Origin of the sequence: Flocculibacter collagenilyticus (genome assembly GCF_016469335.1) — a bacterium.
In the GTDB taxonomy this organism is placed as follows: domain Bacteria; phylum Pseudomonadota; class Gammaproteobacteria; order Enterobacterales; family Alteromonadaceae; genus Flocculibacter; species Flocculibacter collagenilyticus.
On record NZ_CP059888.1, the window covers coordinates 419,180 to 445,886 of the forward strand.

General features: G+C 41.3%; 20 protein-coding genes, 1 tRNA gene, 3 rRNA genes and 1 pseudogene. 12 read left to right on the forward strand and 13 right to left on the reverse strand.

Annotated elements, in window-relative coordinates:
* Nucleotides 1-11: 11 nt before the first annotated feature.
* Nucleotides 12-1,109, reverse strand: coding sequence for a tRNA (uridine(54)-C5)-methyltransferase TrmA (trmA, locus tag HUU81_RS01885; RefSeq protein WP_199610593.1), 1,098 nt, complete (start codon nt 1,107-1,109; stop codon nt 12-14).
* 247 nt (nt 1,110-1,356) lie between these two features.
* Between trmA and HUU81_RS01890 the strand changes: the two genes are divergently transcribed.
* Complete coding sequence (locus HUU81_RS01890; protein WP_199610594.1) at nt 1,357-2,799, forward strand: DUF5610 domain-containing protein; 1,443 nt, start codon at nt 1,357-1,359, stop codon at nt 2,797-2,799.
* 66 nt (nt 2,800-2,865) lie between these two features.
* Nucleotides 2,866-3,687 (forward strand): glutamate racemase, encoded by an 822-nt coding sequence (gene murI / locus HUU81_RS01895; RefSeq protein ID WP_199610595.1) that lies wholly within the window; start codon nt 2,866-2,868, stop codon nt 3,685-3,687.
* Between the two features lie 90 nt (nt 3,688-3,777).
* Here the strand turns inward: murI and HUU81_RS01900 are convergent, their stop codons facing one another.
* Complete coding sequence (locus tag HUU81_RS01900) at nt 3,778-4,242, reverse strand: RNA recognition motif domain-containing protein (RefSeq protein WP_199610596.1); 465 nt, start codon at nt 4,240-4,242, stop codon at nt 3,778-3,780.
* Nucleotides 4,243-4,851: 609 nt separating this feature from the next.
* On the opposite strand from HUU81_RS01900, the gene HUU81_RS01905 reads away from it, so the two are divergent.
* The 4 genes from HUU81_RS01905 to rrf all read left to right on the forward strand — a co-directional run bounded on the left by HUU81_RS01905 (nt 4,852) and on the right by rrf (nt 10,014).
* Nucleotides 4,852-6,392: ribosomal RNA gene (locus HUU81_RS01905) — 16S ribosomal RNA — on the forward strand.
* A gap of 94 nt (nt 6,393-6,486) precedes the next feature.
* Nucleotides 6,487-6,562 (forward strand) — tRNA-Ala (locus HUU81_RS01910).
* Nucleotides 6,563-6,859: 297 nt separating this feature from the next.
* A 23S ribosomal RNA gene (locus HUU81_RS01915) occupies nt 6,860-9,743 on the forward strand.
* A 156-nt stretch (nt 9,744-9,899) separates the two neighbouring features.
* Nucleotides 9,900-10,014: ribosomal RNA gene (gene rrf / locus HUU81_RS01920) — 5S ribosomal RNA — on the forward strand.
* Together the 16S, 23S and 5S rRNA genes with 1 tRNA gene alongside form the textbook arrangement of a ribosomal RNA operon.
* A gap of 853 nt (nt 10,015-10,867) precedes the next feature.
* Here rrf and HUU81_RS01925 read toward each other — a convergent pair.
* The gene (locus tag HUU81_RS01925; protein WP_199610597.1) at nt 10,868-11,476 is read right to left on the reverse strand and encodes a tRNA-uridine aminocarboxypropyltransferase; all 609 of its coding nucleotides are present in this window, start codon (nt 11,474-11,476) and stop codon (nt 10,868-10,870) included.
* A gap of 15 nt (nt 11,477-11,491) precedes the next feature.
* Nucleotides 11,492-12,445, reverse strand: a complete 954-nt coding sequence (locus HUU81_RS01930) for a DMT family transporter (RefSeq protein WP_199610598.1) — start codon at nt 12,443-12,445, stop codon at nt 11,492-11,494.
* 287 nt (nt 12,446-12,732) lie between these two features.
* On the opposite strand from HUU81_RS01930, the gene HUU81_RS01935 reads away from it, so the two are divergent.
* The 4 genes and pseudogenes from HUU81_RS01935 to HUU81_RS01950 all read left to right on the forward strand — a co-directional run bounded on the left by HUU81_RS01935 (nt 12,733) and on the right by HUU81_RS01950 (nt 15,198).
* Entirely contained in the window at nt 12,733-13,083 is a 351-nt protein-coding gene (locus HUU81_RS01935) for a DUF3802 family protein (protein WP_199610599.1), read from the forward strand.
* A 59-nt stretch (nt 13,084-13,142) separates the two neighbouring features.
* Nucleotides 13,143-13,553: an OsmC family protein gene (locus tag HUU81_RS01940; protein ID WP_199610600.1), complete on the forward strand. Its 411-nt coding sequence runs from the start codon at nt 13,143-13,145 to the stop codon at nt 13,551-13,553.
* Between the two features lie 174 nt (nt 13,554-13,727).
* Nucleotides 13,728-14,543: an adenosylmethionine decarboxylase gene (speD, locus tag HUU81_RS01945; RefSeq protein WP_199610601.1), complete on the forward strand. Its 816-nt coding sequence runs from the start codon at nt 13,728-13,730 to the stop codon at nt 14,541-14,543.
* Between the two features lie 30 nt (nt 14,544-14,573).
* Nucleotides 14,574-15,198: pseudogene (locus HUU81_RS01950) on the forward strand (glutathione S-transferase family protein).
* A 40-nt stretch (nt 15,199-15,238) separates the two neighbouring features.
* Here HUU81_RS01950 and HUU81_RS01955 read toward each other — a convergent pair.
* The 3 genes from HUU81_RS01955 to HUU81_RS01965 form a co-directional block, all read right to left on the reverse strand.
* Nucleotides 15,239-15,622, reverse strand: coding sequence for a DUF4124 domain-containing protein (locus tag HUU81_RS01955; protein ID WP_199610602.1), 384 nt, complete (start codon nt 15,620-15,622; stop codon nt 15,239-15,241).
* Nucleotides 15,623-15,650: 28 nt separating this feature from the next.
* Nucleotides 15,651-16,529, reverse strand: a complete 879-nt coding sequence (locus HUU81_RS01960) for a phosphoribulokinase (protein ID WP_199610603.1) — start codon at nt 16,527-16,529, stop codon at nt 15,651-15,653.
* A 72-nt stretch (nt 16,530-16,601) separates the two neighbouring features.
* Nucleotides 16,602-17,111 (reverse strand): GNAT family N-acetyltransferase, encoded by a 510-nt coding sequence (locus HUU81_RS01965; protein ID WP_199610604.1) that lies wholly within the window; start codon nt 17,109-17,111, stop codon nt 16,602-16,604.
* 107 nt (nt 17,112-17,218) lie between these two features.
* On the opposite strand from HUU81_RS01965, the gene HUU81_RS01970 reads away from it, so the two are divergent.
* Both HUU81_RS01970 and HUU81_RS01975 read left to right on the forward strand, forming a co-directional pair.
* On the forward strand, nt 17,219-18,157 hold the full coding sequence (locus HUU81_RS01970; protein ID WP_199610605.1) for a TolB family protein: 939 nt from the start codon (nt 17,219-17,221) through the stop codon (nt 18,155-18,157).
* Nucleotides 18,158-18,278: 121 nt separating this feature from the next.
* Nucleotides 18,279-18,662, forward strand: a complete 384-nt coding sequence (locus tag HUU81_RS01975; protein ID WP_199610606.1) for an MAPEG family protein — start codon at nt 18,279-18,281, stop codon at nt 18,660-18,662.
* Between the two features lie 123 nt (nt 18,663-18,785).
* Here HUU81_RS01975 and purD read toward each other — a convergent pair whose 3' ends face one another.
* From purD to HUU81_RS02005, 6 genes are all read right to left on the reverse strand, one after another.
* Nucleotides 18,786-20,075: a phosphoribosylamine--glycine ligase gene (gene purD / locus HUU81_RS01980; RefSeq protein WP_199610607.1), complete on the reverse strand. Its 1,290-nt coding sequence runs from the start codon at nt 20,073-20,075 to the stop codon at nt 18,786-18,788.
* Between the two features lie 14 nt (nt 20,076-20,089).
* Entirely contained in the window at nt 20,090-20,956 is an 867-nt protein-coding gene (locus tag HUU81_RS01985) for a class I SAM-dependent methyltransferase (protein WP_199610608.1), read from the reverse strand.
* Nucleotides 20,957-21,113: 157 nt separating this feature from the next.
* Nucleotides 21,114-22,517: a Na+/H+ antiporter NhaC family protein gene (locus HUU81_RS01990; RefSeq protein ID WP_199610609.1), complete on the reverse strand. Its 1,404-nt coding sequence runs from the start codon at nt 22,515-22,517 to the stop codon at nt 21,114-21,116.
* Nucleotides 22,518-22,636: 119 nt separating this feature from the next.
* Nucleotides 22,637-23,710, reverse strand: a complete 1,074-nt coding sequence (locus tag HUU81_RS01995; RefSeq protein ID WP_199610610.1) for an L-histidine N(alpha)-methyltransferase — start codon at nt 23,708-23,710, stop codon at nt 22,637-22,639.
* The gene (gene egtB / locus HUU81_RS02000) at nt 23,707-25,107 is read right to left on the reverse strand and encodes an ergothioneine biosynthesis protein EgtB (protein ID WP_199611933.1); all 1,401 of its coding nucleotides are present in this window, start codon (nt 25,105-25,107) and stop codon (nt 23,707-23,709) included. The genes HUU81_RS01995 and egtB overlap by 4 nt, the downstream gene beginning before the upstream one ends.
* A gap of 290 nt (nt 25,108-25,397) precedes the next feature.
* The gene (locus HUU81_RS02005) at nt 25,398-26,639 is read right to left on the reverse strand and encodes an adenosine deaminase family protein (protein ID WP_199610611.1); all 1,242 of its coding nucleotides are present in this window, start codon (nt 26,637-26,639) and stop codon (nt 25,398-25,400) included.
* Nucleotides 26,640-26,707: the final 68 nt, after the last annotated feature.

The following is a 26,707-nucleotide window of genomic DNA, read 5'->3' on the forward strand; positions in this document are numbered from 1 at the left end:
TAAAATAAAGATTAACGTCGCTTTAAAATTAACCCGCTTTCAATGTGCGGTGTATAAGGGAATTGATCAAATACGGCAAACTCTTCAACAGTATGAGTTTTTTCTAACTGCTGTAAATTCAATTCAAGTGTTTCTGGACTGCAAGAAATATAAATAATAGTGTCATATTTGCTCACTAGTTTTACTGTTTCGTCGTCTAAACCAGCACGGGGCGGGTCCACTAAAATAGTGTTACAGTCGTAACTGCTTAAATCAATGCCGTTCAGCCGCGAAAACTCACGTTCTCCGTTCATCGCTTGGGTGAACTCTTCACTCGACATGCGAATAATATCTACATTGTTAATTTGATTAATCGCAATGTTATGCTGAGCTGACGCAACAGAAGGTTTAGAGATTTCGGTTGCTAATACTCGATTGAAGTTGGGGGCTAATGCTAACGAAAAATTACCGTTACCACAGTACAACTCAAGTAAGTCACCAGTGCTGTTTTGTGTGGCGTTTAACGCCCATTCCAGCATTTTTTGATTTACGACGCCATTGGGCTGCGTAAAGCTATTCTCTATTTGTTGATAGTGCAACTTTTTGCCGTTTACGGTTAATGTTTCAGTGACATAATCTTCCGTAAGAATAAACTTTTGCTTTCGAGCGCGACCAATGAATTTTATTTTGTAGTCTTTACTCAATTCAGTACTCAGTTGCTGGATAGCTAACTGCCATGCTTCATCAAGTGGTTTGTGATACAGCAGTGAAATAAGGATTTCACCACTTAATGTAGAGAGGTAATCTATTTGAAAGAGCTTTCGCCTAAGTATTTCATTGTCTTTCAACTTTTCCATCATGACTAGCATTAAGCTGTTAATTAGCGTTGATGCTGGTAAATACTGTTCTACACGTATTTTTTGTTTCGTTTTTTGGTCAAACATAATGTGGTAAAGATCGTCACCGTCATGCCAAACTCTAAACTCACAACGTAAACGGTAATGCTTGTCAGGTGAATCGAACACGTTTAATGCGGGTACATTATATGGTTTAAATGTACGCGTCATCATTTCAATTTTTTGGTCTAATTGTTGCTTGTAGAACTGTGGGTCAATATGACTTAATGGCATGTGTCACTCCGATAACTGCTATGCGTGTTAGTTTACCGTGTATTTATAGTGAAATGTAGGTGGGTAATAGATTATATATTGTAATTATGTACCACCATTATTAGTTCATATCTTCATCTATAGTGTAATAAAACAAATAGTAATAACCAAAGCTAATGTTATGTACAAATAATATACATTAGTGGTTTGGATATTAGATTATATGCCGATAATAACTACAAGCTCACTAAATTTAATGGAAAGCAGCATGACACCGATTAACCAATATCAAAATACGAACTACAGCCGTACTTTTAATGTGGATCAAAAAGGTGAACAGTCTAGCTATGGGCGCAACCTTGCGCAGCGTGAAGCCTCAGATAGTCCACGTGAAATGTTAACTTACCAACAATCTAGCAATATAAGCATTGAAGCTAATTTACTTTCATATTCAAAACGCTCGCACATTGCAGGAAGAGTGATTGATGAAAAAGTGTCGCAAAAATTAGCGGAGAAGTTTAATGAAGTAAAAGAACCATCGCTTACATTCGACTTTAAAGAAGTGGCTAAAAATGTAATGTCGTTTGTCGAAGGTGTAATCACAACCGCACGATCTGATGGGGCGTCTGATGATAAGCTTACCTCTATGTTTGCTCAAGCGCGGGCAGGTATTGATGAAGGCTTTGAACAGGCAAGAGCTGAATTAGAAGATCTAGGCATGATGGATGAGGAGTTAGAAGAGGGCATTGGTAAAAGCTATGAATTAATTGAAAAGCGGTTGGGTAAATTTGAGCAAGAGTTTTTCGATAAAGTGGATGATGATGTGAATATCGGGCGACCTGTTACTGAAGATCCTAAATCAGATGATATTGTTTATGGTAGACCTGTACAGCCAGAAGCACCAATTTCTAAACCTGACAACAGAGAAACGACACCGGTAGAGCCAAGGCCAGAAAAAAGCGAACCGCCTAGAGAAACGTTTCAACCTTTTAATCCAGTAGATAACGAGCAATCAGTTAATCGCTTAAGGGGTTATGCGCAAAATATAGATTATGGCCTTGACCAACGCTCTACTATTGAAATTAAAACTAGAGACGGAGATACAGTTAAAGTTAATTTTGCTAACTCGTTTACCTATAGCAACTCTGCTTCACAGGTGAGTGCATCGAGTGAATCAAACTCGGTTTACTCGTCCAGTTTTGGTGAATCGATTGGCTATAGTGAACAATTTTCATATAGTGTTGAAGGTGAGCTAAGCGATGATGAAAAGGCGGCGCTTAATAGTTTACTTGAAGACATGGCAAAAGTGGCGAATCAATTCTTCACTGGAAATGTAGAAGATGCTTTTGAAGAAGCTCTTGAACTTGGCTTCGATCAAGATCAGATAGCTGGTTTTGCCCTAAATCTGCAACAAGTAGAAACTGTGCAAATGACTCAAGCATACGCAGCTATAGGTGGCCAGCCAACTACTGATACGCAACATCCAATATCGTCATTAAGTGATTACGTAAAAAATCTTGCTAACACGTTCGATAAAGGCGAAGCATTATTGCCATCTATAGATGAAGCAAAAGAACTTCTTGGACAAGTTACAAACCAATTATTACAGTATTTACAACCTGAAAGTGCAAAAGAAGACTTGATTACATTCAGTGATATTAATGACCGTTTACTTCACGGAATATATCAGAATAAAAACACTGACTCTTAGTTAGGTTAGTGGCAGAATATGAGGCTCATTCACTATAGTAATATGTTGTAGTATTAAGAGCCTCATTTGAATAGCACAAAAAAAATAGCGATATTAGATTCTGGCATAGGCGGGTTGACGATTTATGAAGAGTTAGATCGTACGCTTAAGGATGTAGAGTTTCATTATTTAATGGATAACCGCTACTTACCTTATGGTGAGCTCGATGCAGATAAACTCATTGAGCGAGTATTTTATAAATTAGACGTATTACTGCAGGATACCATTCCTGATTTAGTTGTTGTTGCCTGCAACACCGCAAGTACTCAAGTGCTAGATAAATTACGTGAGAAATATTCCTTGCCATTCGTTGGTGTTGTTCCTGCAATTAAGCCTGCCGCTGAATTATCAACAAGCAAACATTTATGCTTATTAGCAACTCCCGCAACCATTAATGGTGACTACGTTAACAATTTGATTTTAGAATTTGCTTCGGAATGCAAAATTACACGATTTGGTTCCAGTAAATTAGTAGAAATAGCTGAATTACAATTTTGGAGTAGCACCGCTGATACTAAAAATGAACAGTTATTATTAGAGCTCATTCCTCAAGAGTGCTATCAAGCCGATACGGTGGTGCTGGGTTGTACACATTTTCCTATGCTAAAACCCCTATTAGTTAACATGTGGCCAGAAGGAACTAAGTTTATTGATAGTGGTGCAGCAATCGCGAGAAGAGTTAAATCGCTTCTATATATTGGTACAGATATAGAGCAACATGAGCCAAGTATGTTAAAAGAGGTGGAACGGTATAAAGGAAAGCATCACTTCTATATGTCAGCAGCGCTTACGCCAACACAAATTATCCGATTAAATACAGCTGGCTTTAAACACTTTAATCATATTTGAGCTTTTAAGTCGCCATATCATATAAAGAAAATCAGATATAAAAAAAGCGCTATTAATAGCGCTTATTCACCTACCTATGCATAGGTAGGTTTATTGATTTTCTACTTCAGCATCGCTGCCTGCACTTTCAGGACGTTCTTTAGCTTCACGTACCTTTAATACACGTTGTTGAAATTCAGAGTCGTTCAATGCTTTAATTGTTTTTGCTACGTCAGCTTCAGCCATCTCAACAAAACCAAAACCACGACGCTTACCTGTTTGACGATCTTTTAATAATCGAACAGAGTGCACCTGACCGTGTTCTGAAAATAACTGTCTAACAGAAGCTTCATTAGCACGATAAGGCAAATTGCCTACATATAGTGTTTTGGTTTGCGCTACAGAAGTAGAAGCACCGTTTTTAGAAAGTAATGTAACCACAATACCTCCTATTAATATACCAAGTGCAAATAAACTTGGAGCGTCCAAACCAAAAGAGCCTGTCACTGACAAACCAAAAAAGCCCAAAACTGCAAGAGCAAAGGAAACAAGAAGTGAAGATTGTAATGATGTCATTCGTTATAATACCTTAGAGAATATACATTGCCGTCCTATAGTAACCACATTAATAATCCTAGCCAATACTAAATGTTTAATAAAAACGCAGTTTTTCTATTAAAAACATAATTTATAGAACGTTTATTAGCCTATTTAATAAATATCATAAAAAACTTAAAAAAGGGCTTGACCATATTTAGAAGATCTCTATAATGCGCCTCCACACCAACGGGGAAGCAAGCAACATCAGCCAAACCAAACGGTTTAACAAGAACTAAGTTTAACGTTAAATCAGGTGTCAAGGTTAACCAGTTAATCGAATTTGAAAGAGTGAAGTTTTAAAAAACTCTTCAAAAAATAAATTAGATTAACTGCTTGACTTTGAAAACGGAAAGCGTAGAATGCGCATCCCGCTTCGAGCTAAACGGTAACAAGTTACCAACCAGCACCAAGCACTGTTCTTTAACAATTTGTAATCAATCATCTGTGTGAGCACTCACAATAGAGATTAGAATCTAAGAGCTTCGGCTCAATACGATATTTAAATCTCAATAGTTTTGTAGAGTGACTCAACAGTCAATATATACAGAATTCATTGAGCTGAAACTTCGGTTTCAACAAAACTTTTAATTGAAGAGTTTGATCATGGCTCAGATTGAACGCTGGCGGCAGGCCTAACACATGCAAGTCGAGCGGTAACATTTCTAGCTTGCTAGAAGATGACGAGCGGCGGACGGGTGAGTAATGCTTGGGTATATGCCTTAAGGTGGGGGACAACAGTTGGAAACGACTGCTAATACCGCATAATGTCTACGGACCAAAGTGGGGGACCTTCGGGCCTCACGCCTTAAGATTAGCCCAAGTGGGATTAGCTTGTTGGTGAGGTAATGGCTCACCAAGGCAACGATCCCTAGCTGGTCTGAGAGGATGATCAGCCACACTGGAACTGAGACACGGTCCAGACTCCTACGGGAGGCAGCAGTGGGGAATATTGGACAATGGGCGCAAGCCTGATCCAGCCATGCCGCGTGTGTGAAGAAGGCCTTCGGGTTGTAAAGCACTTTCAGCGAGGAGGAAAGGTTGTCAGTTAATAGCTGTCAGCTGTGACGTTACTCGCAGAAGAAGCACCGGCTAACTCCGTGCCAGCAGCCGCGGTAATACGGAGGGTGCGAGCGTTAATCGGAATTACTGGGCGTAAAGGGCACGCAGGCGGTTAATTAAGTCAGATGTGAAAGCCCCGGGCTCAACCCGGGAACTGCATTTGAAACTGGTTAACTAGAGTACGAGAGAGGAAAGTAGAATTTCAGGTGTAGCGGTGAAATGCGTAGAGATCTGAAGGAATACCGATGGCGAAGGCAGCTTTCTGGCTCGATACTGACGCTCATGTGCGAAAGCGTGGGGAGCAAACAGGATTAGATACCCTGGTAGTCCACGCCGTAAACGATGTCTACTAGCAGCTCGGTTCGTCAAGAACTGTTTTGCGCAGCTAACGCATTAAGTAGACCGCCTGGGGAGTACGGCCGCAAGGTTAAAACTCAAATGAATTGACGGGGGCCCGCACAAGCGGTGGAGCATGTGGTTTAATTCGATGCAACGCGAAGAACCTTACCATCCCTTGACATCCAGAGAACTTACTAGAGATAGTTTGGTGCCTTCGGGAACTCTGAGACAGGTGCTGCATGGCTGTCGTCAGCTCGTGTTGTGAGATGTTGGGTTAAGTCCCGCAACGAGCGCAACCCCTATCCTTAGTTGCTAGCAGGTAATGCTGAGAACTCTAAGGAGACTGCCGGTGATAAACCGGAGGAAGGTGGGGACGACGTCAAGTCATCATGGCCCTTACGGGATGGGCTACACACGTGCTACAATGGTAGATACAAAGGGCAGCAAGACCGCGAGGTGGAGCGAATCCCATAAAGTCTATCGTAGTCCGGATTGGAGTCTGCAACTCGACTCCATGAAGTCGGAATCGCTAGTAATCGTAGATCAGAATGCTACGGTGAATACGTTCCCGGGCCTTGTACACACCGCCCGTCACACCATGGGAGTGGGTTGCTCCAGAAGTGGTTAGCCTAACCTTCGGGAGGGCGATCACCACGGAGTGATTCATGACTGGGGTGAAGTCGTAACAAGGTAGCCCTAGGGGAACCTGGGGCTGGATCACCTCCTTACCAAAAGATTCGACGCTATTGTCGAGTGTTCACACAGATGATTAGATTACAAAGTCAGAGCAAAGAACAACACACCTAACGGTGCTTGTATATTGGGGCTATAGCTCAGCTGGGAGAGCGCCTGCCTTGCACGCAGGAGGTCAGCAGTTCGATCCTGCTTAGCTCCACCAATAACTCAAAACTAAATGTTCTTACCAAGAATCTTTACTTTTGAGCTTCTGCTCAAAACTGCTCTTTAACAATGTGGAAAAGCTGATAATTAAATCCAGCGTATGAATAACTGAGCAACAGGCAACTGTTGATTCATACGCTAATGACGTAAATGTCACTCTATTTGGTGGTGTCGCAATTGCGATTATCAATCAATTACTCATAGAGCGTCGTTATTAATCATAACGACATTGTCCATCTTTGGACAAAACTAGCGCATACTAACACAAAGTTGGTCAAACAATTTTGGGTTGTATGGTTAAGTGACTAAGCGTACACGGTGGATGCCTAGGCAATTGGAGGCGATGAAGGACGTGTTAATCTGCGATAAGCGTGGTTAAGGTGATAAAAACCGTTATAGACCACGATTTCCGAATGGGGAAACCCACCTGCTTGCAGGTATCTTATAGTGAATACATAGCTATAAGAGGCAAACCCGGAGAACTGAAACATCTAAGTACCCGGAGGAAAAGAAATCAACCGAGATTTCGCTAGTAGCGGCGAGCGAACGCGAATTAGCCCTTAAGCAGCTTACAAGTCAGTGGAATGTGCTGGAAAGCACAGCGATACAGGGTGATAGCCCCGTACACGAAGACGAATTTGTTGTGAAATCGAGTAGGTCGGGACACGTGATATCTTGACTGAATATGGGGGGACCATCCTCCAAGGCTAAATACTCCCAATTGACCGATAGTGAACCAGTACCGTGAGGGAAAGGCGAAAAGAACCCCTGTGAGGGGAGTGAAATAGAACCTGAAACCGTGTACGTACAAGCAGTGGGAGCCGACTTGTTCGGTGACTGCGTACCTTTTGTATAATGGGTCAGCGACTTATATTTTGTAGCAAGGTTAACCGATTAGGGGAGCCGTAGGGAAACCGAGTCTTAACTGGGCGTCGAGTTGCAAGGTATAGACCCGAAACCCGGTGATCTAGCCATGGGCAGGTTGAAGGTGCAGTAACATGCACTGGAGGACCGAACCCACTAACGTTGAAAAGTTAGGGGATGACCTGTGGCTAGGAGTGAAAGGCTAATCAAACCGGGAGATAGCTGGTTCTCCCCGAAAACTATTTAGGTAGTGCCTCGAGCGGACACTTACGGGGTAGAGCACTGTTTGGGCTAGGGGGTCATCCCGACTTACCAACCCCATGCAAACTCCGAATACCGTAAAGTGATACTCGGGAGACACACGGCGGGTGCTAACGTCCGTCGTGAAGAGGGAAACAACCCAGACCGCCAGCTAAGGTCCCAAAGTGTATGTTAAGTGGGAAACGATGTGGAAAGGCTCAGACAGCCAGGAGGTTGGCTTAGAAGCAGCCATCCTTTAAAGAAAGCGTAATAGCTCACTGGTCGAGTCGGTCTGCGCGGAAGATGTAACGGGGCTAAACATGCCACCGAAGCTGCGGATTCACCTTTTAGGTGAGTGGTAGGGGAGCGTTCTGTAAGCGGTTGAAGGTGAGTCGTAAGGCTTGCTGGACGTATCAGAAGTGCGAATGCTGACATGAGTAACGATAATGGGGGTGAAAAACCCCCACGCCGGAAGACCAAGGGTTCCTATCCCATGTTAATCAGGGTAGGGTGAGTCGACCCCTAAGGCGAGGCCGAGAGGCGTAGTCGATGGGAAACAGGTTAATATTCCTGTACTTGTTATTATTGCGACGGAGGGACGGAGAAGGCTAGGTGAGCGTGGCGTTGGTTGTCCACGTGAAAGTGAGTAGGCTGTCGGTTTAGGTAAATCCGGACTGACACTAGGCTGAGACACGAGACGACACTCTACGGAGTGGAAGTCATTGATGCCCTGCTTCCAGGAAAAGCTTCTAAGCTTCAGATAATAACGAATCGTACCCCAAACCGACACAGGTGGTCAGGTAGAGAATACTCAGGCGCTTGAGAGAACTCGGGTGAAGGAACTAGGCAAAATGGTACCGTAACTTCGGGAGAAGGTACGCCGCTGTCGGTGATTGGACTTGCTCCATAAGCTGACGGCGGTCGCAGAAAATTGGTGGCTGCAACTGTTTATTAAAAACACAGCACTGTGCTAAATCGAAAGATGACGTATACGGTGTGACACCTGCCCGGTGCCGGAAGGTTAATTGATTGGGTTAGCGTAAGCGAAGCTCATGATCGAAGCCCCGGTAAACGGCGGCCGTAACTATAACGGTCCTAAGGTAGCGAAATTCCTTGTCGGGTAAGTTCCGACCTGCACGAATGGTGTAATGATGGCCACGCTGTCTCCACCCGAGACTCAGTGAAATTGAAATCGCTGTGAAGATGCAGTGTACCCGCGGCTAGACGGAAAGACCCCGTGAACCTTTACTACAGCTTGACACTGAACATTGAGCCTACATGTGTAGGATAGGTGGGAGGCTTTGAAACCATGTCGCCAGATATGGTGGAGCCAATCTTGAAATACCACCCTTGTATGTTTGATGTTCTAACATTGCTCCATTATCTGGAGTGTGGACAGTGTCTGGTGGGTAGTTTGACTGGGGCGGTCTCCTCCCAAAGAGTAACGGAGGAGCACGAAGGTTGGCTAAGTACGGTCGGACATCGTACGGTTAGTGTAATGGTAGAAGCCAGCTTAACTGCGAGACAGACACGTCGAGCAGGTACGAAAGTAGGTCATAGTGATCCGGTGGTTCTGAATGGAAGGGCCATCGCTCAACGGATAAAAGGTACTCCGGGGATAACAGGCTGATACCGCCCAAGAGTTCATATCGACGGCGGTGTTTGGCACCTCGATGTCGGCTCATCACATCCTGGGGCTGAAGTCGGTCCCAAGGGTATGGCTGTTCGCCATTTAAAGTGGTACGCGAGCTGGGTTTAGAACGTCGTGAGACAGTTCGGTCCCTATCTGCCGTGGGCGTTGGATGATTGAGAGGGGCTGCTCCTAGTACGAGAGGACCGGAGTGGACGAACCTCTGGTGTTCGGGTTGTCACGCCAGTGGCATTGCCCGGTAGCTATGTTCGGAATCGATAACCGCTGAAAGCATCTAAGCGGGAAGCGAGCCTCGAGATGAGTCATCCCTAGAACTTTAAGTTCTCTAAAGGGTTGTTGAAGACTACAACGTTGATAGGCAAGGTGTGGAAGCGCTGTGAGGCGTTAAGCTAACTTGTACTAATTGCCCGTGAGGCTTAACCATACAACACCAAAGTTGTGTGAAGCGCTAACGAGATTGATTGATAGACATCAATTGAGTGACACTGATTTAATTATCACTGGAATTGTTATGACGATTTCCAGTATGACCTCCATTCATGGAGGCCTTGCTTTTCCAGTATTGTTATAAAAGAATTTGCCTGGTGACAATAGCGTTGTGGAACCACCTGACTCCATTTCGAACTCAGAAGTGAAACGCAACAGCGGCGATGGTAGTGTGGGAGATCCCATGTGAGAGTAGCACATCGCCAGGCTCCCTATTAAAGAAACCCGTTCACACTGTGAGCGGGTTTTTTGCTATGTGGGGTTTGGTATTTAACATCAGTATGTGGTATGCACTATTTAGCATCCAGCATCCAGCATCCGACATGTGAGACTCGGTATTTAGGCGCCAGTACTTAGCAAATAAGTACTTATAAATGCGTATTTAGCGCTCAGTATTAAGCGGTATGTATTTAAGCCAGCTGAACACGCTGACTAGTCCGTTGGCTCTTTTGCGGCTAAGGAAAGTCAGCGGGCTATCGGTGTGACTTCTATGGCCCTGCTACTGCTGTCAGCACAGATCTAGCTTGAATGATGGGGTTATTTTTATTCAAATACACGCAGGTGATTCGACATAGTGCGGTGTTTAAATCATACAGAATCTTGGCCTTTCATTAGTTTAGGTTGGTATAAATAGCTGTATCACCTTAGCATTGCTACATTTCATATCTTTATCATTTTGAATGAACAGTTTAACTTTTAAGATCACTCTGATTACTTAATCTTTATATTTTAGCCAGTGCTTGCATCCATCCGCATAATGATCGACTTGAAGAAGTTAAAGTACCTGCTAAGCAAAATATAGTGAGCAGATACTCGATTCTAACAGGCCTTTTATCAGTATATGTCTTCAGCTAGCAAAAACTTCCATTACAAATACTCAATTGGAAATACCTTTTTAGCATTAAGTCGATTAAGTACATTTATTTTTAAGCATCGTAATAACAACGATAGCTGAAAGTGCCAAGTGAAAAGTGTTAGATATTTATGTCCATTGGAAGGGGGTTGCATATTTCAACGTTATCTAATTATTTAGATAGGGGGATTTTGCTTTGCTAGTTATGTTCAATGGTTATCATAGCGTTGTTTCACATCAACGGGCATATTGCTTAATTGCCCTTTAACCATCGCGTTTAAACAGTCAGTTAATGGTGATGTATCGATGCCTTCTAAAGTGTGAATACAGTAAGCAGCAGCTTCAATAGTTGAAAGGCTCGAGGCTTTATTTGCTTTTCTGATCGTATATTGGGTTGGCTCTGCTGAGTTTAGGTTTATAGTAGCGAATTGAGTTAACCAAGGATTCAGTTGCAAGATCTTATGCGCTTTTTTCCAAGTGCTATCAACGAGTATAATATTCTTTATTTTTATTCTTTCGCCGTATGATAGTTCACTAATATCAGTTGAGTGACTTTCAGGATATATTAAAACGGTTTCATCTTTTTGATCGAGTAGTAGACTTTTAGCATCTTCAAAATCATTTTCTGTCTCACCTACAGTGATTTCAGCATTGTTACTGCATAACAAAATAAGCCGTCCTGTATTTTTAGCCACATTAACTTCGCTTGGATGCTGCAAAATAAATAAACGCGTTTTATTGAAAATCGGCTTTATGCTTGCGCAAATACACACCTTTAATGGAAATTGACAGTGTGTGCATATTTTTCGATTAGACATTATTATGTACTTGTATTAGTTAGGTTGCTTAATGTTGTGATCTGGAATATCGCTGTTATAGGAAGCTTGCGATGGCGTTTTATTTTGACATTTTTGTTGGAGTACCAATCCTGTGACAATGAATACTAAACCTAATAGTGTGGCAGAATAGATAGGTTCTTGAAGAATTAAATAAATGAATATGAGGGAGATAAATGGTGATATAAATATTAAGCTACTTATTTGTGTTGTATTTTCTGCATACTTTAATGCTTTTAGCCATAAAACAAATGTGATACCCATTTCAAATAAGCCAATATAAATTGCATACCAAATGCCTTCGGTGGTAAGGCTGTTTAGTTCTCCCCCCATGACTAACATGATAAATAGAATAGGCAGACTAATTAAAAAGCTAAGAAATAACGTTACTATTGCATCGGCAGTATTCTTTACATTTATTATCCAATATATTCCCCACAAGAAAGTACTAATTAATGCTAAAGATACCCCAAGTAGACTTTCAAATTGCAATGAAAATACGTCACCTTTTGTGCTGATGATGAGAGTGCCTACATATGCAAGCAATAATGCGAGCATATCTATTTTAGTTAATTTTTGTTTTAAGAATATTGCTGCTAATAGGCTAAGAGTGATTGCCCAAGTATAATTAATACTTTGTGCTTGTTGGGCGGGTAGTAAATCATACGCTGAGAATAGAGTGATGTAATATAGCACCGGGTTTAGCAAAGCAGATGGAATGAGCACTGCATAGCTGCTGGTATTAGCAAGGGTTCTACCCACTAAGCCTAACTTATTTTGTTTAAGGATAATAATAAACAGCACGATGGAAGTTGTTACACTGGCAATAAACAATAATTGAGTTGGGCTCATAGTGTTCAGTGCTAATTTAAATGCAGTGGCAACGGTTGACCATAATAAGACGGCAACTAAACCATACTTTAACGCAATAGACTGATTTTTATCGTGCATGTACCTAACTCAGCTCTGTAACAATGTGAAAGCGTTGTACGCTATGATAAGTGATGTATAAGTAACGAATCTTAATATAATAATGTTACTTGAGTAAGTAGTTTAGCGCTGCTATTAGATAGCTATTTATTATCTTATTATTGTGAGCATAGGCGGCGGTATCAAAAATGCAGCAAAATCAAAGAAAAACTATAATATAGTTTGAGTTAACTAGTTGGTTTTGTTTAAATCAGTATCAGAGTGCTAGTTCACCATTTAGGCAATAGAGTAACGTAGTGAGTTGAATTATGGTCATTGATAAAGCAGGTTATAACCACCTAATAGAATATTTTACCGAAAATTTGGCGTTATTTGAAAAGCCAGGTGAGCCCATCGCAAACGGTAAAACGGTAATGTGTGCGATTGAGGATAAAATAGCAGCTAACATTATCAATTTGTGTACTCAACATGATGAGTTAGAAATGAATCACCGAAGCCTTATCATTAGAGAGGTAGATGGTATTGTTTATGACTTACAAGAAATTCTTTCTAGTGTGATTAATCAACCAGTGACTCAAGAGCAATTAGAATTTATTGAGGAATTTTCTGGTTTAGTGAAAAATCTATTTGATAGTGCGATTGCTGACTTATTAGATTAACTCTTGAAAATATTTTCTGTACCATGGCACACCTTTACCGTTATTAAATCGAGAGAAATATGAAAGCAACAGTTGAATGGATTAAAGACATGACTTATCTAGGCCAGTCTGAGACTGGACATTCCGTTGTGTTTGATGGCGATAGCGCCAACTCTTCTGCGCCAAGTCCTATGGAAATGGTACTCATGTCTGTAGGCAGTTGTGCTTCAATTGATGTGGTGATGATTTTAGAGAAGTCGAAACAGCAAGTATCTGGTTGTAAAGTGAATCTATCTTCAGAACGTGCAGAAAATCCGCCAAGAGTATTTGAACGAATACACCTAGAGTTTGAAGTTACTGGCACCAACTTGAACGAGAAGCATGTTGCTCGTGCGGTAGACCTGTCTGCAGAAAAATATTGTTCTGTAAAACTCATGCTCGATAAGGCTGCAACAGTGAGCCATTCTTATAAAATAATTGACCAAAATTAAACACAGAATAGTCAAAAATAAGCTATAAAAAAGCTTTAATGGATGTATGTTTTTGGCTATTATTCGCGTTTTAATAGTCCTGCTATAATTCTGTTCAACAGCTCCCCTTTCTCTGTTTTATGTGACTTGTAGCATTTTATAAAATACTGGCAATTCTGCTTGGAGACTAAGACATTGGTTAAACCCTTTGATAAATTGAAGTTGCATGGTTTTAATAACTTAACCAAGAGCTTGAGTTTTTGTATTTACGATATTTGTTATGCGAAATCAGAACAGCATCGTAAAGAGTATATTGAGTATATCGATGAGCAATATAACGCCGATCGTTTAACTGATATCTTGCGTGAAGTGTGCGATATCATTGGTGCAAATGTACTTAATGTTGCTCGTCAAGATTATGATCCTCAAGGTGCTAGTGTAACTATTTTAGTGAGCGAAGAGCCGATTGAAGAGCAACGCGAAATAGATAACGAAGAGAAGCCGGGGCCACTGCCAGAATCTATCGTTAGCCATTTAGATAAAAGTCATATCTGTGTGCATACATACCCTGAAATTCATCCACATGAAGGTATTTGTACGTTCAGAGCAGATATTGAAGTGTCAACTTGCGGTATTATCTCGCCGTTAAAAGCCTTAAACTTTTTAATTCATAGCTTAGAATCTGATGTCGTTACTATTGATTACCGTGTTCGCGGGTTTACTCGTGATATTGATGGGGTAAAACATTATATCGATCATGAAATTAACTCTATTCAAAACTTTATGGATGAAGATACTCAGAATGCCTATCAAATGATTGATGTAAACGTATTCCAAGAAAACATCTTTCACACCAAAATGGTTAGAAAAGAATTTGAATTAGACGAGTATTTATTTGGTATTGGTAAAGATGGCTACAGTGAGCAAGAGCAAAAAGACATCACTGATACACTAACACATGAGATACAAGAAATCTTTTATGGTAGAAATATTCCAGTTATAGGTAAATAGCCCCTCAAACAATAACAATAGGGTCGACAAATGAAAGTTTACGGAGATGTGAATTCAGGTAATTGTTACAAAATACAATTATTGTTGACCCTTTTACAGCAAGATTATGAATGGATAAACGTCGACATACTTGCTGGAGATACCTAAAACACCTCAATTTTTAAATCAAAACCCCAACGGCAAAATTCCATTATTAGTGTTAGATAACGGGCACACTCTGTCAGAGTCCAATGCAATACTTCATTATCTTGCGGAAGACAGTGCTTACCTTCCTACTGATACTTACGTGCGAAGTTTAGTATTACAATGGCAATTTTTTGAGCAGTATAGCCACGAGCCGTATATAGCCGTTGCCCGCTTTATTAATAAATATTTAGGCTTACCGAAGGATCGTTTAGAAGATTATCAATCGAAGCAACAAGGTGGCCATAAAGCATTGCAGGTAATGGAGCAGCAGTTAGCTAAAACACGCTTTTTAGTTGGGGATAGGTTAACGGTTGCAGACATTTCATTATACGCATACACGCATGTGGCGCATGAAGGTGGCTTTAACCTTGAACTATACCCACATATACAACGCTGGTGTGGCCAAATTGAGTCATTACCGAATTATATTCCGCTAGGTGAGGCCGACACCGAAAGCCCCACTCAATAGGTTGCGCTATTGAGTGATGGCGAGTAGCAGTTAACGCATTTTACTCTTTGCAATAACGTTTAATTTGTTGTGTAGCTAACGCCCGTTGTTCCGTCAGCTCTAGCTCGCTTAACAGCACGAGTTCTCCATGCTTATTATGTTTACGAATATTATTTTGAGTACGCAGTAGTTGGTCGTTTTGTTGCGCTCTTAAACATAAGTCGCTGCGTTTTTTTTCTTTGTTGAATACAGTGACATCGGCTTTAAATCTGTTTTTATTGGTAAACCTTTCAATGTGAACGTAGTCACCTTGCTTAGGTGGCTTTTCCGAGTAATGTAAAACCCCTTTACTGTCTACCCATTTATAAATTTCTACTCTTGCGTTAGCGTCAAATACAGATGTGCTTATCAACAATAAAACAAATAACACAACATTTGTTTTCATATCATTACCTATTGTTTTTGTTCTTAATTTACTTGGCCAATACTTGACGTTTTTTATCAAGGAGTGCTTCTATTAAGGGTTTTAATATTAGCTCAATAGCAAAACCCATTTTGCCACCTGGCACCACCATGGTGTTAACCCGTGACATAAACGAACCATCTATCATATTGAGATAGTAAGGAAAATCAACTCCTTTACCATTTCGAAAACGAATTACAACAAAACTTTCATCTAATGAGGGAATATCATTCGCGCTAAATGGGTTAGATGTGTCTACGGTAGGCACTCGTTGAAAGTTGATATGTGTACGGCTAAATTGCGGGGTCATATGCTGGATATAATCATCCATACTGCGCACGATGCTTGCCATAACCGCTTCACGCGAGTGACCTCTGTCGTTAGTATCTCTGACTATTTTTTGGATCCACTCAAGATTAACAATGGGCACCATGCCAATGAGTAAATCTACATACTGTGCCACATTGTTTTGCTCTGTGTTTACTGCGCCATGCAGCCCTTCATAAAATAATAAATCGGTATTCTCTGCCAGCGGTTGCCAAGGTGTAAATGTGCCTGGCATTTGATTGAAAGGCACAGCCTCATCAAATGTGTGTAAGTATTTACGTACCTTGCCTGTGCCAGTTTCACTATATACTTTGAAAAGGGTTTCTAGGGCAGTAAAGTCATTCGCTTCGGCACCAAAGTAACTAATGTGCTTACCTTGTTCAGCGGCCTTTTGAATGGCCTTATCCATTTCCAACCGAGAATAGCGATGAAAACTGTCACCTTCAACATAGGCGGCATTTGCGTTAAGACTTCTAAAAATATGCTTAATGGCGCTCGTGGTGGTGGTGGTGCCAGCGCCAGACGAGCCTGTTACTGCTATGATGGGATGCTTGGTGGACATTGTTTATCACAATTATTATTAATAAAGACGCTACCATGTTGCTATGCTATTCGCATAATTTCAAGTGAGTTGTTAGGAGGATTTACACGGAACTGGCTCAACATACTCCATTAACACATCGGCACGTTGATAAACTGACTGAGGATCAGCGGTTTTATGCACGAATCCCATTTTCAAATATAAACCAATTGCAGGTTGTAATTTTGAATTCGACTCTAGGTATAAGCGCGAATAGTCAGTTTGCTTAAAATAATGAATAACATGCGCTAACAGCTGTTTGCCAACGCCATATCCTTGGTAGTGCTCATCGACCGCCATTTTGGTTAATTCCATGTCAGTAGAAGAGGACTTTTTTAACGCTATACAACCAATAATTTTGGATGGGCGATTATCTAACATTAACGCTGCAAACCAAATTTTACCGCCACAATTGATAATAAATTGCTCTGGGTTATTCAGCACTTTTTTATCAATGGCTTCAACAGTAAAGTGCTTTGTTAGCCAAGCCGTATTTAACGACTTAAAGTCGCTTTTATATTCTGGCTGATACTCTAAGATGTTTATTTTAATATTGTTTTTCATTTGTGTACTTGTGCTTAATTTGAGCCTAAGATATAGCTATCTGACTTAACATATCCTTAACGGTATTTTTGGTACAGACATTTTTTCATTTAAGAAAGTGGTTAACAATGCTAAAAATTAACATGTTTCAAAACAAAAAAAATAAATTTAAAAAAACTAAAATTAGTGCATGTATTTATAGTGCTGCGTTACTTTTTTCTAGCCAAATACTTGCTCAAGAACAGCCTCCTGGTTTTGATATTTGGGTTGCAGAAATAGCAGTAAAAAATGACCAGTTTACTTTATCAGAGATTAATAACATTTCTCAGCGCGAAGGATATGACAATCAGCCTTATTTTTTACCTAACGACCAAGGTATTTTATTCACAAGCTTAGTGGAGTCGGAAGCAGGAAAGTGGCAAGCAGATACGTTCCTTTATGATTTTACAACCCAAAAGACCCAGAACATTACTAATACGCCTACTATCAGTGAATACTCGCCCACTAAGTTAATTGGGCAAGATATGTTTTCAAGTGTAGTGGTTGAAGAAAGCGGCGAGCAAAAGCTGTGGTCTTATTCTTTGGATGGTAAGCCTAGCACTTCGCTTATTCCTAGTATTGAGCCAGTTGGCTATCATGCTTGGGGAGAAGACAAGTCACTGATGTTATTTGTATTAGGTGAACCAATGACGCTGCAATATTTAGCTAAGCCGTCGGCAAAACCTGTGGTCATTGACGAGAATATTGGACGCTCAATAAGATATAACCAAGCCAGCAAAAGCTTTACGTATATTAAGCAAGGCAAAGAAAGTAATACGTTATTTGAATACACCCCAAAAACGAATAAAAAGCAGCCGCTTATACCTTTACCTAAAGACAGCCATTACTTTACTTGGTTAGACGACAACACGGCAATTTCCGCTCAAGGTAATGAAATTAAATATTGGCGACGTGGCGACAAACAGTGGCAGCGCTTGGCAAAATTAGATGAATACTGCAAAAAAGAAATTTCACGTGTGGCAGTCAATCAAGAGGCAAATCACTTAGCGTTTGTTTGCGCTGAATAAACGAAAGTTCCCTTACTAGGCAGACCCTAGCAATACGATTGAGGCTTTTATAAATGGGGAGGGAGTATGCTTAAAACGAATACACCTTTTCCCACCACAACAAGAACGATAAGGACCCAGTATGACAACACTTCTAGTCTGTTTGTTAATAGCGATGCTATTACCATATTTAGCAAAAGCACCGCTAGCGGTAGCGATGGCAAAAGAAGGAGGCTACGACAACAGTCATCCGAGAGAGCAGCAATCTAAACTAAAAGGGTTTGGCGCACGAGCATTGGCTGCTCACCAAAATTCTTTTGAAGCACTGATCATTTTTACGCCCGCTGTTTTGGTTGCAATCATTACTCATAATATGGGGATGCTTATTCAATGGTTAGCAATTGGGTTTATTATTGCTCGCATTGTATATTTAATTTTGTACTACTTGGATTTCCACGCATTACGCACCACTGTATGGAGTATTGGAACCTTGTGTTCGTTTGCGATATTGGTGATGTGCTTTTAAAGTGACTTTATATTTTTAGTTATCTTGTCTGCTGTATTTTTTATAAATAGGCGGGTATAAAAAAAGGCGCATTAGCGCCTTTTTTGTATTTAAGATGATTCAAAAGCTTAATGAATCAAGTAGTTATTTCTCTTGCTCTCTGGCAATTGCACGATAAGCAATATCATCTCGGAAATATACGTTATTCCAAGAAATCTGCTTAACTTGTTTATATGCTAATTGTTGCGCTTCTGTCACTGAGTTCCCTAACGCGGTTGCACATAATACACGACCGCCATTCGTTACCACATTGCCGTCAACTAATTTGGTGCCAGCATGAAACACTTTGGCGGCATCGTTATCAGCATTGGCTAAGCCAGAAATAACATCACCTTTCGGGTAATTAGCAGGGTAACCGCCAGCAGCCATCACTACACCTACAGCAGCGCGTGGATCAAACTCTGCTTTCACATCCGCTAACTCTCCGGCAACGGCTTGTTGGCAAAGCGTCACTAAATCAGATTGCATGCGCATCATTATTGGCTGAGTTTCAGGGTCGCCAAAACGACAATTGAACTCGATGACTTTTGGTGTACCATCAGCCATGATCATTAAACCAGCATATAAGAAACCAGTGTATGGATGCCCTTCTTTGGTCATGCCTTCTACGGTAGGCATAATGACTTCATCCATAATACGTTGATGAATTTCAGGTGTGACGACAGGGGCGGGTGAATAAGCGCCCATACCACCAGTATTAGGGCCTTCGTCATTATTTAATGCGCGTTTGTGATCTTGACTGGTTGCCATTGGCACAACATGTTTTCCATCAACCATGACGATAAAGCTGGCTTCTTCGCCATCTAAAAACTCTTCAATAACAACACGCGAGCCAGCTTCACCAAATGCATTGCCTGCTAGCATGTCTTTGATAGCTGTTTCAGCTTCTTCGATGCTCATCGCAACGATAACACCTTTACCTGCAGCTAAACCATCAGCTTTAATAACGATTGGTGCACCTTGCTCGTGAACATAAGCAATCGCAGGCTCAATCTCTGTAAAGTTCTGGTAGTTAGCGGTAGGAATGTGATGACGCGCAAGAAAATCTTTAGCAAACGCTTTAGAGCCTTCTAACTGTGCAGCACCTTGTGTTGGACCAAATATAGCTAAACCTTCAGCATTAAATTTATCAACAACACCCATAACGAGAGGCGCTTCTGGGCCTACTATGGTTAGGTCGATCTGCTTGGTTTTAGCAAACGTGAGTAAACCGTCCACATCTTCAGCACTTATCGCAACATTTTCTAGTTTGGCTTCAGTTGCAGTTCCAGCATTGCCTGGTGCAACATATACCGTTTCAACGTTAGTTGATTGTGCCGCTTTCCATGCTAAGGCATGTTCACGACCACCGCCACCAATTACTAACACATTCATGATTACAAAGGTTCCTACTGAGTTTTAACAAATTTTAAAGTCATGCGATCGCTTTCACCTATCGCTAAATATTTTTCTTTGTCAGTATCTTCTAGCATTAAACGTGGAGGTAACGTCCACACCCCTTTAGGATGATCTGCGGTATCTTTAGGGTTCGCATTAATTTCGCTTTTGGCCGCTAATTTGAAGCCTGCTTTTTTAGCAATATCAATGATATAAGATTCTTTCATATAGCCTGATTTTTGCTGATCTTCTACTGAGCGATCTTCAGGTAGTCTGTGTTCCACCACACCTAAAGTACCGCCAGGTTTTAACGCTTTATTAAACGCTTTAAACGACGCTAACAGGCCTTCATCACCATGGCGCATGTACCAGTTGTGTACATTTCTGAAGGTTAACACTGCATCGGCAGAACCTGCTGGTGCAATATTGTGTGCGTTAGTAGGATGAAAGTCAGTCATCACTACATTGCCGTATTCTGGCTTAGTGTTTACTTTATCTTCAAAAGACTTACGCGACTTTTTAAAATATGGTCGTGTATCGTCATTAATTAAAAAGTGGGCTGCATATAGTTTGCCCTCTTTCCCTAGCGCAGGTGCAATTACTGACGTGTACCAGCCTCCGCCCGGACTAATTTCTACAACGGTTTGCCCTGGTTTGATATCAAAAAATGCTAATGTTTCTGCAGGGTGGCGGTATTTATTGCGCGCTTTTTGTTTGTCAGATCTATGGTCGCCGTCTGCTGCATTAGCCAATACGGCAGTTAAGCTTTGTGAAACAGGGCTAGTGGGAGTGACAAATTGAGCTGAAACAGTGTGAGATAGTGTTGCAAGGCCTAAAACAGCCGCTAAACATGTAGGTATACGAAGCTTTTTATTCATTTTTCTTTTCTTCTTGTTGGTTAGTATTTATCAAAAAGGTGAAGCAAAAAACTGAAGCTCTAGAGCATGTTGGTTGTGGTAGGCAACATGCTCTCGCTCGGCAGTATAACAAACTCTTTTTATCGAAGTTAACCTAATGCGCTATCAAATACCTAGTTTATGCGATAAGCACACCTGTAATTGAAAACAGCGTTAACGCGATCACTCCCGATAGCATTGCGTATGGCAGCTGAGTGCGCACATGATCAATGTGATCGGTGGCAGATGCCATTGAAGAGACAATGGTAGTGTCACTAATGGGGGACGCATGATCACCAAAAATGCCACCAGAAATAGCGGCTGCAATAAATGGTGCGACAGGTAGTTCGGCCGCCATTGCAGTTGGAATAGCGATTGGCATCATTAATGCGAATGTTCCCCAAGAAGTACCTGTAGAAAAAGCAATTAACCCACCTAGAACAAACATTAGTGGTAACAGTGCAGCAGGATGAAAGTGGGTTTGCAGTAAGCTTGCCATATAATCACCCGCGTGTAGTAACTTAGACACATCGCCAAGCGCTAGTGAAAACAGCAGAATAACTGCCATCGGCATAATACTACCTGCTCCTTTAAGGCCAATTTGGGTTAGCTTTTCGGTATTAAATTGTTTTTGCATTAGGCTTAATACCCAACTAACTAGCACCGCAATGATCACCGCCCATAATGCGCTTGTAGAACCTGAACCTGCAGTAATGTTGCCATCTCCAGTTAAATACAATGCAACTGGCATGGTTAAAAACATGGCGAGAATAGGGAGGATCATATTTCTCGCATAACTCGGTTTAATGTGATTAGGATCGCTTTCAGTTGCCATCATCGGTGTTGAGTCAGGCCAATGCACTTGTCCATTTTGCGTGCGTTGCTCTGCGGCTTTCATCGGGCCAATATTCCAGTTAAAAATAATCGTAAACAAGGTAACTAAAATGGCCGCAATGGCATAAAAGTTAAATAAAATAGATTGTGCAAATACGCCCACTGCGTTTTCAACGCCTTGATTTTGCACTAAGCCAACGTTGTATGCACCCCAGGCATTTAAAGGAATGAGCACGCAAATAGGTGCGCAGGTAGAGTCGACAATATAGGCTAGCTTTTCTCTAGATATTTTGAATTTATCAAAAATTGGGCGAGCAATTGCTCCCGACACGAGCACAGTAATGTTTGATTCAATAAAAATCAGTATGCCAGTGATAAAGGGTAATGCTCGGGCCTTTCGAGGTGTATTGGTAAAGCGACTCGTGGTTAGTTTTTTAACAAAGGCAGCAATACCGCCAGTTTGTTCAATGGTGGTAATCAGCATGCCTATCAGAAAAGTGAATAGAATTACTTTTAAATTTCCGGGGCTTTGCAATGTAGTGAGAATGCCGTCTAAAGACGCACCGATGCCAGCTAGAATATTTCCATCATTAAGTAATATATGGCCCAAAATTACGCCGCCCAATAATGCTAAAATAACTTGGCGGCTATAAATTGCTACTACTATAGCTAGAATAGACGGAACAATGCTTATCCAGTTATGATCCATGAAATGCGCTTACCCATATTTATTATTTGGCTGAGATTCTATCACTAAATAATAAAAATGAGCTATTTCAATCTGGCTGACCGTTCGTTACGAAGGGTAGCACCTTCTAGCATTACACTTTAACAAATACGTGCATGATGAATGGAAAACCACTCTTTATCATCCATCCACACTTGCTTGGGTTCAAATCCTGCTTGGCGTAATAAATCACAAAAATCCGGCAACGTGTATTTGTAGCTGTTTTCGGTATGTATGGTTTCACCTTTGGTAAATGCGAAGGTAAGGTCGTTCACCGTGACGAAATGATCTGCTGTGGCTACCAGATGCATCTCTACTCGGCTTTTTGCTTCGTTAAAAATCGCCTTATGTTTAAATAAATTTAAATTAAAATCTGCGTTCAGTTCACGGTTAATACGTGTTAGTAGGTTTGTATTAAAAGCAGCTGTAACCCCTTGTTTGTCGTCGTATGCGGCTTCTAATGTTGCTTTATCTTTAATTAGGTCTACGCCTATTAGTACTGAACCAACATCGTTATTAGGGTTGAGGCTAGGAGAAAGAGACTGCCAGCTGCTTTGTGTTGTTTTGCTGTTCGTGCGCTGAGCGTAGTCTAATAGCACCGTTCGATAATTTGTTAAAAAGTTAACGGCCTGATCTGGCGTTAAATTACCAATGGTTGAGCCGGGAAAGAACAGCATAGGGTGGGCAGGTTGCAGTGTAGCTAACAGGCCCGATAATTTTTCAAAATCATTAAAATCTGCTACACAACTGGCTACTTCAAGTGATGGGAAGGCACGCTTAATCACTTGGCATGAGCGAATGAGGATTTCTTTCGATATATCCATCGCGATATACCCCGCAGGGCGATGTAACGCATTCAATAGCCAATGAATTTTTTCACCTGCACCTGATCCTGGTTCAATTACAGTGACCCCTTTTGGTATTAAGCGGGGGACTTGCTCAGTTATTTTATGCATTAACGCTTTTTCAGTTCGGGTAACGTAATATTCTTCTAACTGGCAAATATCTTCAAATAACGCAGAACCTAGCTCATCATAAAAATACTTACAGGGTAATGTTTTTTGCGGTTGCGATAAGCCATCAATAACATCGTGATAAAATTCTTCCTGACTCACGCTGAAATCAAGGTGTACGGCATTGCTTGGCAAAGGGATAGCGGTAGCGGATTGGCTCATAGTGAACGACCTGTAGTTGTTTTTATTGAAGAGTGATTTGGGTTATTTGCCTTGTTACTTGGTACATTACGCGCAAGTCGAATACCGCTAAACTGCCAGCGCATATGTGGGTAGAAAAAATTACGATAGGTATGGCGAATATGAGAGCGAGGGGTAGCGCAAGAGCCGCCACGTAGCACGTACTGATTACACATAAACTTACCATTATATTCTCCCACAGCTCCTGCTAACGGTGTAAAGCCTGGATAGGGAGCATAGTCAGACCGCGTCCATTCCCAGCAATTCCCTAAAAGGTGTTGAAATGGAGTGATTTCGGGAGTAGCTGCAAATTGGCGGTTATCAAGCAAGTTACTTTGTTTGTTAGGTGTTGGCTGGCAAGAAGCACACGCTGCTTCCCATTCAAACTCCGTAGGAAGCCTCGCATTTGCCCATTGCGCATAGGCCATGGCCTCATAGAAACTTACGTGACAAACGGGTTGTGCTAAATTTAGCGTTTGGTAACCGATAAAATGGAATTCTTGCCATGAGTTATTAATTTGCCGCCAATACAGTGGGTGTTTGATGTGATTTTGTTGCAACCATGCCCATCCATCAGAAAGCCATAACTCTGCTGCTTCGTAGCCGCCGTCGTTAATAAAGTCGAGATATTCGCCATTGGTAACTGTACGGCTGGCCAGTTGATAAGCATGCAGTAAATGCTCGTGCCGAGGCGTTTCATTATCGTAAAAAAAATGCTGTATATGGCTATTGTGCGTGTTGAGCACGTCAGTGGGATATTGAGACGCTCCAATCTCCACAATCGCTTTGTGGAATGTTCGCCACTGTAAAGGCTCTGGCTCATCTAATGACAGTGTTTTCTCTTGTTGTGCTGCTAATATGGCTGGTGGACTAGGTAGTTGCCAGAGTGCATGTTTAACATCAGTTAAAATAAGTTCTTGGTGCTGTTGCTCATGATTTAAACCAAGCACAACCAACTGTAAGAGTTTTGCCTCGTTATTGTTGCTTTTAGCAGTGCACAGCTGGTGTATCGCTTTATCGACATAAATTCTATAGCTAAGCACATCTGCAAGGTTAGGTGTGGTGATCATACCGCGTTTAGCACGCGGAAACTGTGCACCTAAGCTGTTGTAATAAGAATTAAACAGATAGTGGAAAGCGCTGTCGAACGTTGAATAATGTTTGTCATACTCGGCCAGTATAAATGCCTCAAAAAACCAAGTGGTGTGGGCTAGGTGCCATTTTACTGGGCTAGCATCTGGCATCGATTGTATTTGGCAAAGCTCAGGAGAGAGCATGTTAGCAAGTGAAAGGGTCGTTTGTCGTACGGTATCATAGTGCGCTAACAGTTGCTTTACACTTTGCTGGGGAGCTTTTTGAGCAAAATTATAGTCATTAATAAGGTCATCTGATGGATTAGATGCTACGAATTGAGTAATGCGCCACCTTCCTATTTTTCCAAATGATGCAATAGGGCGTGCCCTACAGTTTTTATCTATCTTGCTATAAGACTAGTAGACAAATTACTTTTTGCACGATTGATTTTTATCAACTTTTTATCGATAACATGAAAGAATAACGTTAATAGTGGTGTACGACGATGAAAGAAATATGAAGAAAATATGATGGTGTAACAGGGTATTACAAACGTTTAGTTCGCAATACCCAAGTGGGAGTTTATGCTAAATGCTTATGCTTCAAACGGTGTGCCCTTAACAATTTTCTCATAGTAATTAATGCACTGCCTCACATACTTACGCTTTTCACCGTAAGTGCCTGGGAAGAAGCTGCGCTTAAAGCCGTAGGTGACTAAGTTTTTAAGCTTTTTCGGTGAAATATCAAAGTGCTTTAAGGCCAGCTCGTATTCATCAGAAACCGTGGTTTTACTTACTGTACGATTGTCGGTACATAAACTCACGCTGATGTCTCTTGCCATCATTTCACTGAATGTATGCGTGCTTAAGTCTGTTAAGTCGGGGTTCGTTTGAATGTTAGAGGTTAAGCAAACCTCTATCGTAATACGGTGCTCTGCAATGTAATTGCATAAATCTTCAACGTACTTTTCTTTGTCGATCACATCCGGATCTTCAATTTTGTCGGCATCTAGCAAGTAATAGCCATGACCAATGCGGTCAGCATGTAAATCGGTAATCGCTTGGAATATAGAGCTTGGGCCATATGCTTCACCAGCATGCACGGTTTTTGCCATAAAATGATCGTGCGCATATTGGAAGGCTAACGCGTGCTCTTTAGCTGGGTGACCATGTTCTGCGCCTGCAAGGTCAATCGCCACAATTGGCAAGTTATGCTTATCGCGAATGGCAACAGCACCTTTAGCCAGTTCTAACGAACCCAATGCTGCAATTTCACGGGGATCTGAGTACTGAAGTGAATAAATCATATCAGCATAATAAGGGGAGTAAGGGCCGAACGACCGTAACGCTGAAACTATAATGCCATAATTAAAAGGAGGCTCTTCGCCAGATTGAATGGCGGGTGCACTATTAATTTGCTGCTTTGCTTTATTAAGCCCTTTGTTTACAGCAACCAATACATCTTCCATGCTGAGATCTTTACTCATGTGCAATTGAGGCGCAAAACGTACTTCGATGTAACGCACGCCTTCTGACATGTTATCTAATGCTAGTTCGTAGGCAACACGCTCTAGGTTTTCAGCAGTTTGTAACACGGCACATGAATAGCCGAAGGTTTTTAAATATTCTTCTAGGTTTTTATACTTATCTTTAAAGACTAACTCTTGTAGCCCTTCAGTGGTGTAGCTTGGTAATTCAATATTTTCAGATTGCGCAATTTCAATAATACTGTCTAAACGAATTGAACCGTCGAGGTGCATGTGTAAATCAGTTTTCGGTATTTTCTTAATAAATTGCGATAAATCAAAAGAGGTTGATGGGGAAGTAGTTGCGGACATTAAAGCTCCTTTGATAAGTTAATGATAAACAGATATAAGACAGAATAACCGCCGTTGTTAAACATGCC

Coding starts and splice junctions, on each gene's coding strand:
- trmA (WP_199610593.1), bottom strand. CDS start 1,109: ATGCCATTAAGTCATATTGACCCACAGTTCTACAAGCAACAATTAGAC.
- HUU81_RS01890 (WP_199610594.1), top strand. CDS start 1,357: ATGACACCGATTAACCAATATCAAAATACGAACTACAGCCGTACTTTT.
- HUU81_RS01900 (WP_199610596.1), bottom strand. CDS start 4,242: ATGACATCATTACAATCTTCACTTCTTGTTTCCTTTGCTCTTGCAGTT.
- HUU81_RS01925 (WP_199610597.1), bottom strand. CDS start 11,476: ATGTCTAATCGAAAAATATGCACACACTGTCAATTTCCATTAAAGGTG.
- HUU81_RS01930 (WP_199610598.1), bottom strand. CDS start 12,445: ATGCACGATAAAAATCAGTCTATTGCGTTAAAGTATGGTTTAGTTGCC.
- HUU81_RS01935 (WP_199610599.1), top strand. CDS start 12,733: ATGGTCATTGATAAAGCAGGTTATAACCACCTAATAGAATATTTTACC.
- HUU81_RS01940 (WP_199610600.1), top strand. CDS start 13,143: ATGAAAGCAACAGTTGAATGGATTAAAGACATGACTTATCTAGGCCAG.
- HUU81_RS01955 (WP_199610602.1), bottom strand. CDS start 15,622: ATGAAAACAAATGTTGTGTTATTTGTTTTATTGTTGATAAGCACATCT.
- HUU81_RS01960 (WP_199610603.1), bottom strand. CDS start 16,529: ATGTCCACCAAGCATCCCATCATAGCAGTAACAGGCTCGTCTGGCGCT.
- HUU81_RS01965 (WP_199610604.1), bottom strand. CDS start 17,111: ATGAAAAACAATATTAAAATAAACATCTTAGAGTATCAGCCAGAATAT.
- HUU81_RS01970 (WP_199610605.1), top strand. CDS start 17,219: ATGCTAAAAATTAACATGTTTCAAAACAAAAAAAATAAATTTAAAAAA.
- HUU81_RS01975 (WP_199610606.1), top strand. CDS start 18,279: ATGACAACACTTCTAGTCTGTTTGTTAATAGCGATGCTATTACCATAT.
- purD (WP_199610607.1), bottom strand. CDS start 20,075: ATGAATGTGTTAGTAATTGGTGGCGGTGGTCGTGAACATGCCTTAGCA.
- HUU81_RS01985 (WP_199610608.1), bottom strand. CDS start 20,956: ATGAATAAAAAGCTTCGTATACCTACATGTTTAGCGGCTGTTTTAGGC.
- HUU81_RS01990 (WP_199610609.1), bottom strand. CDS start 22,517: ATGGATCATAACTGGATAAGCATTGTTCCGTCTATTCTAGCTATAGTA.
- HUU81_RS01995 (WP_199610610.1), bottom strand. CDS start 23,710: ATGAGCCAATCCGCTACCGCTATCCCTTTGCCAAGCAATGCCGTACAC.
- HUU81_RS02005 (WP_199610611.1), bottom strand. CDS start 26,639: ATGTCCGCAACTACTTCCCCATCAACCTCTTTTGATTTATCGCAATTT.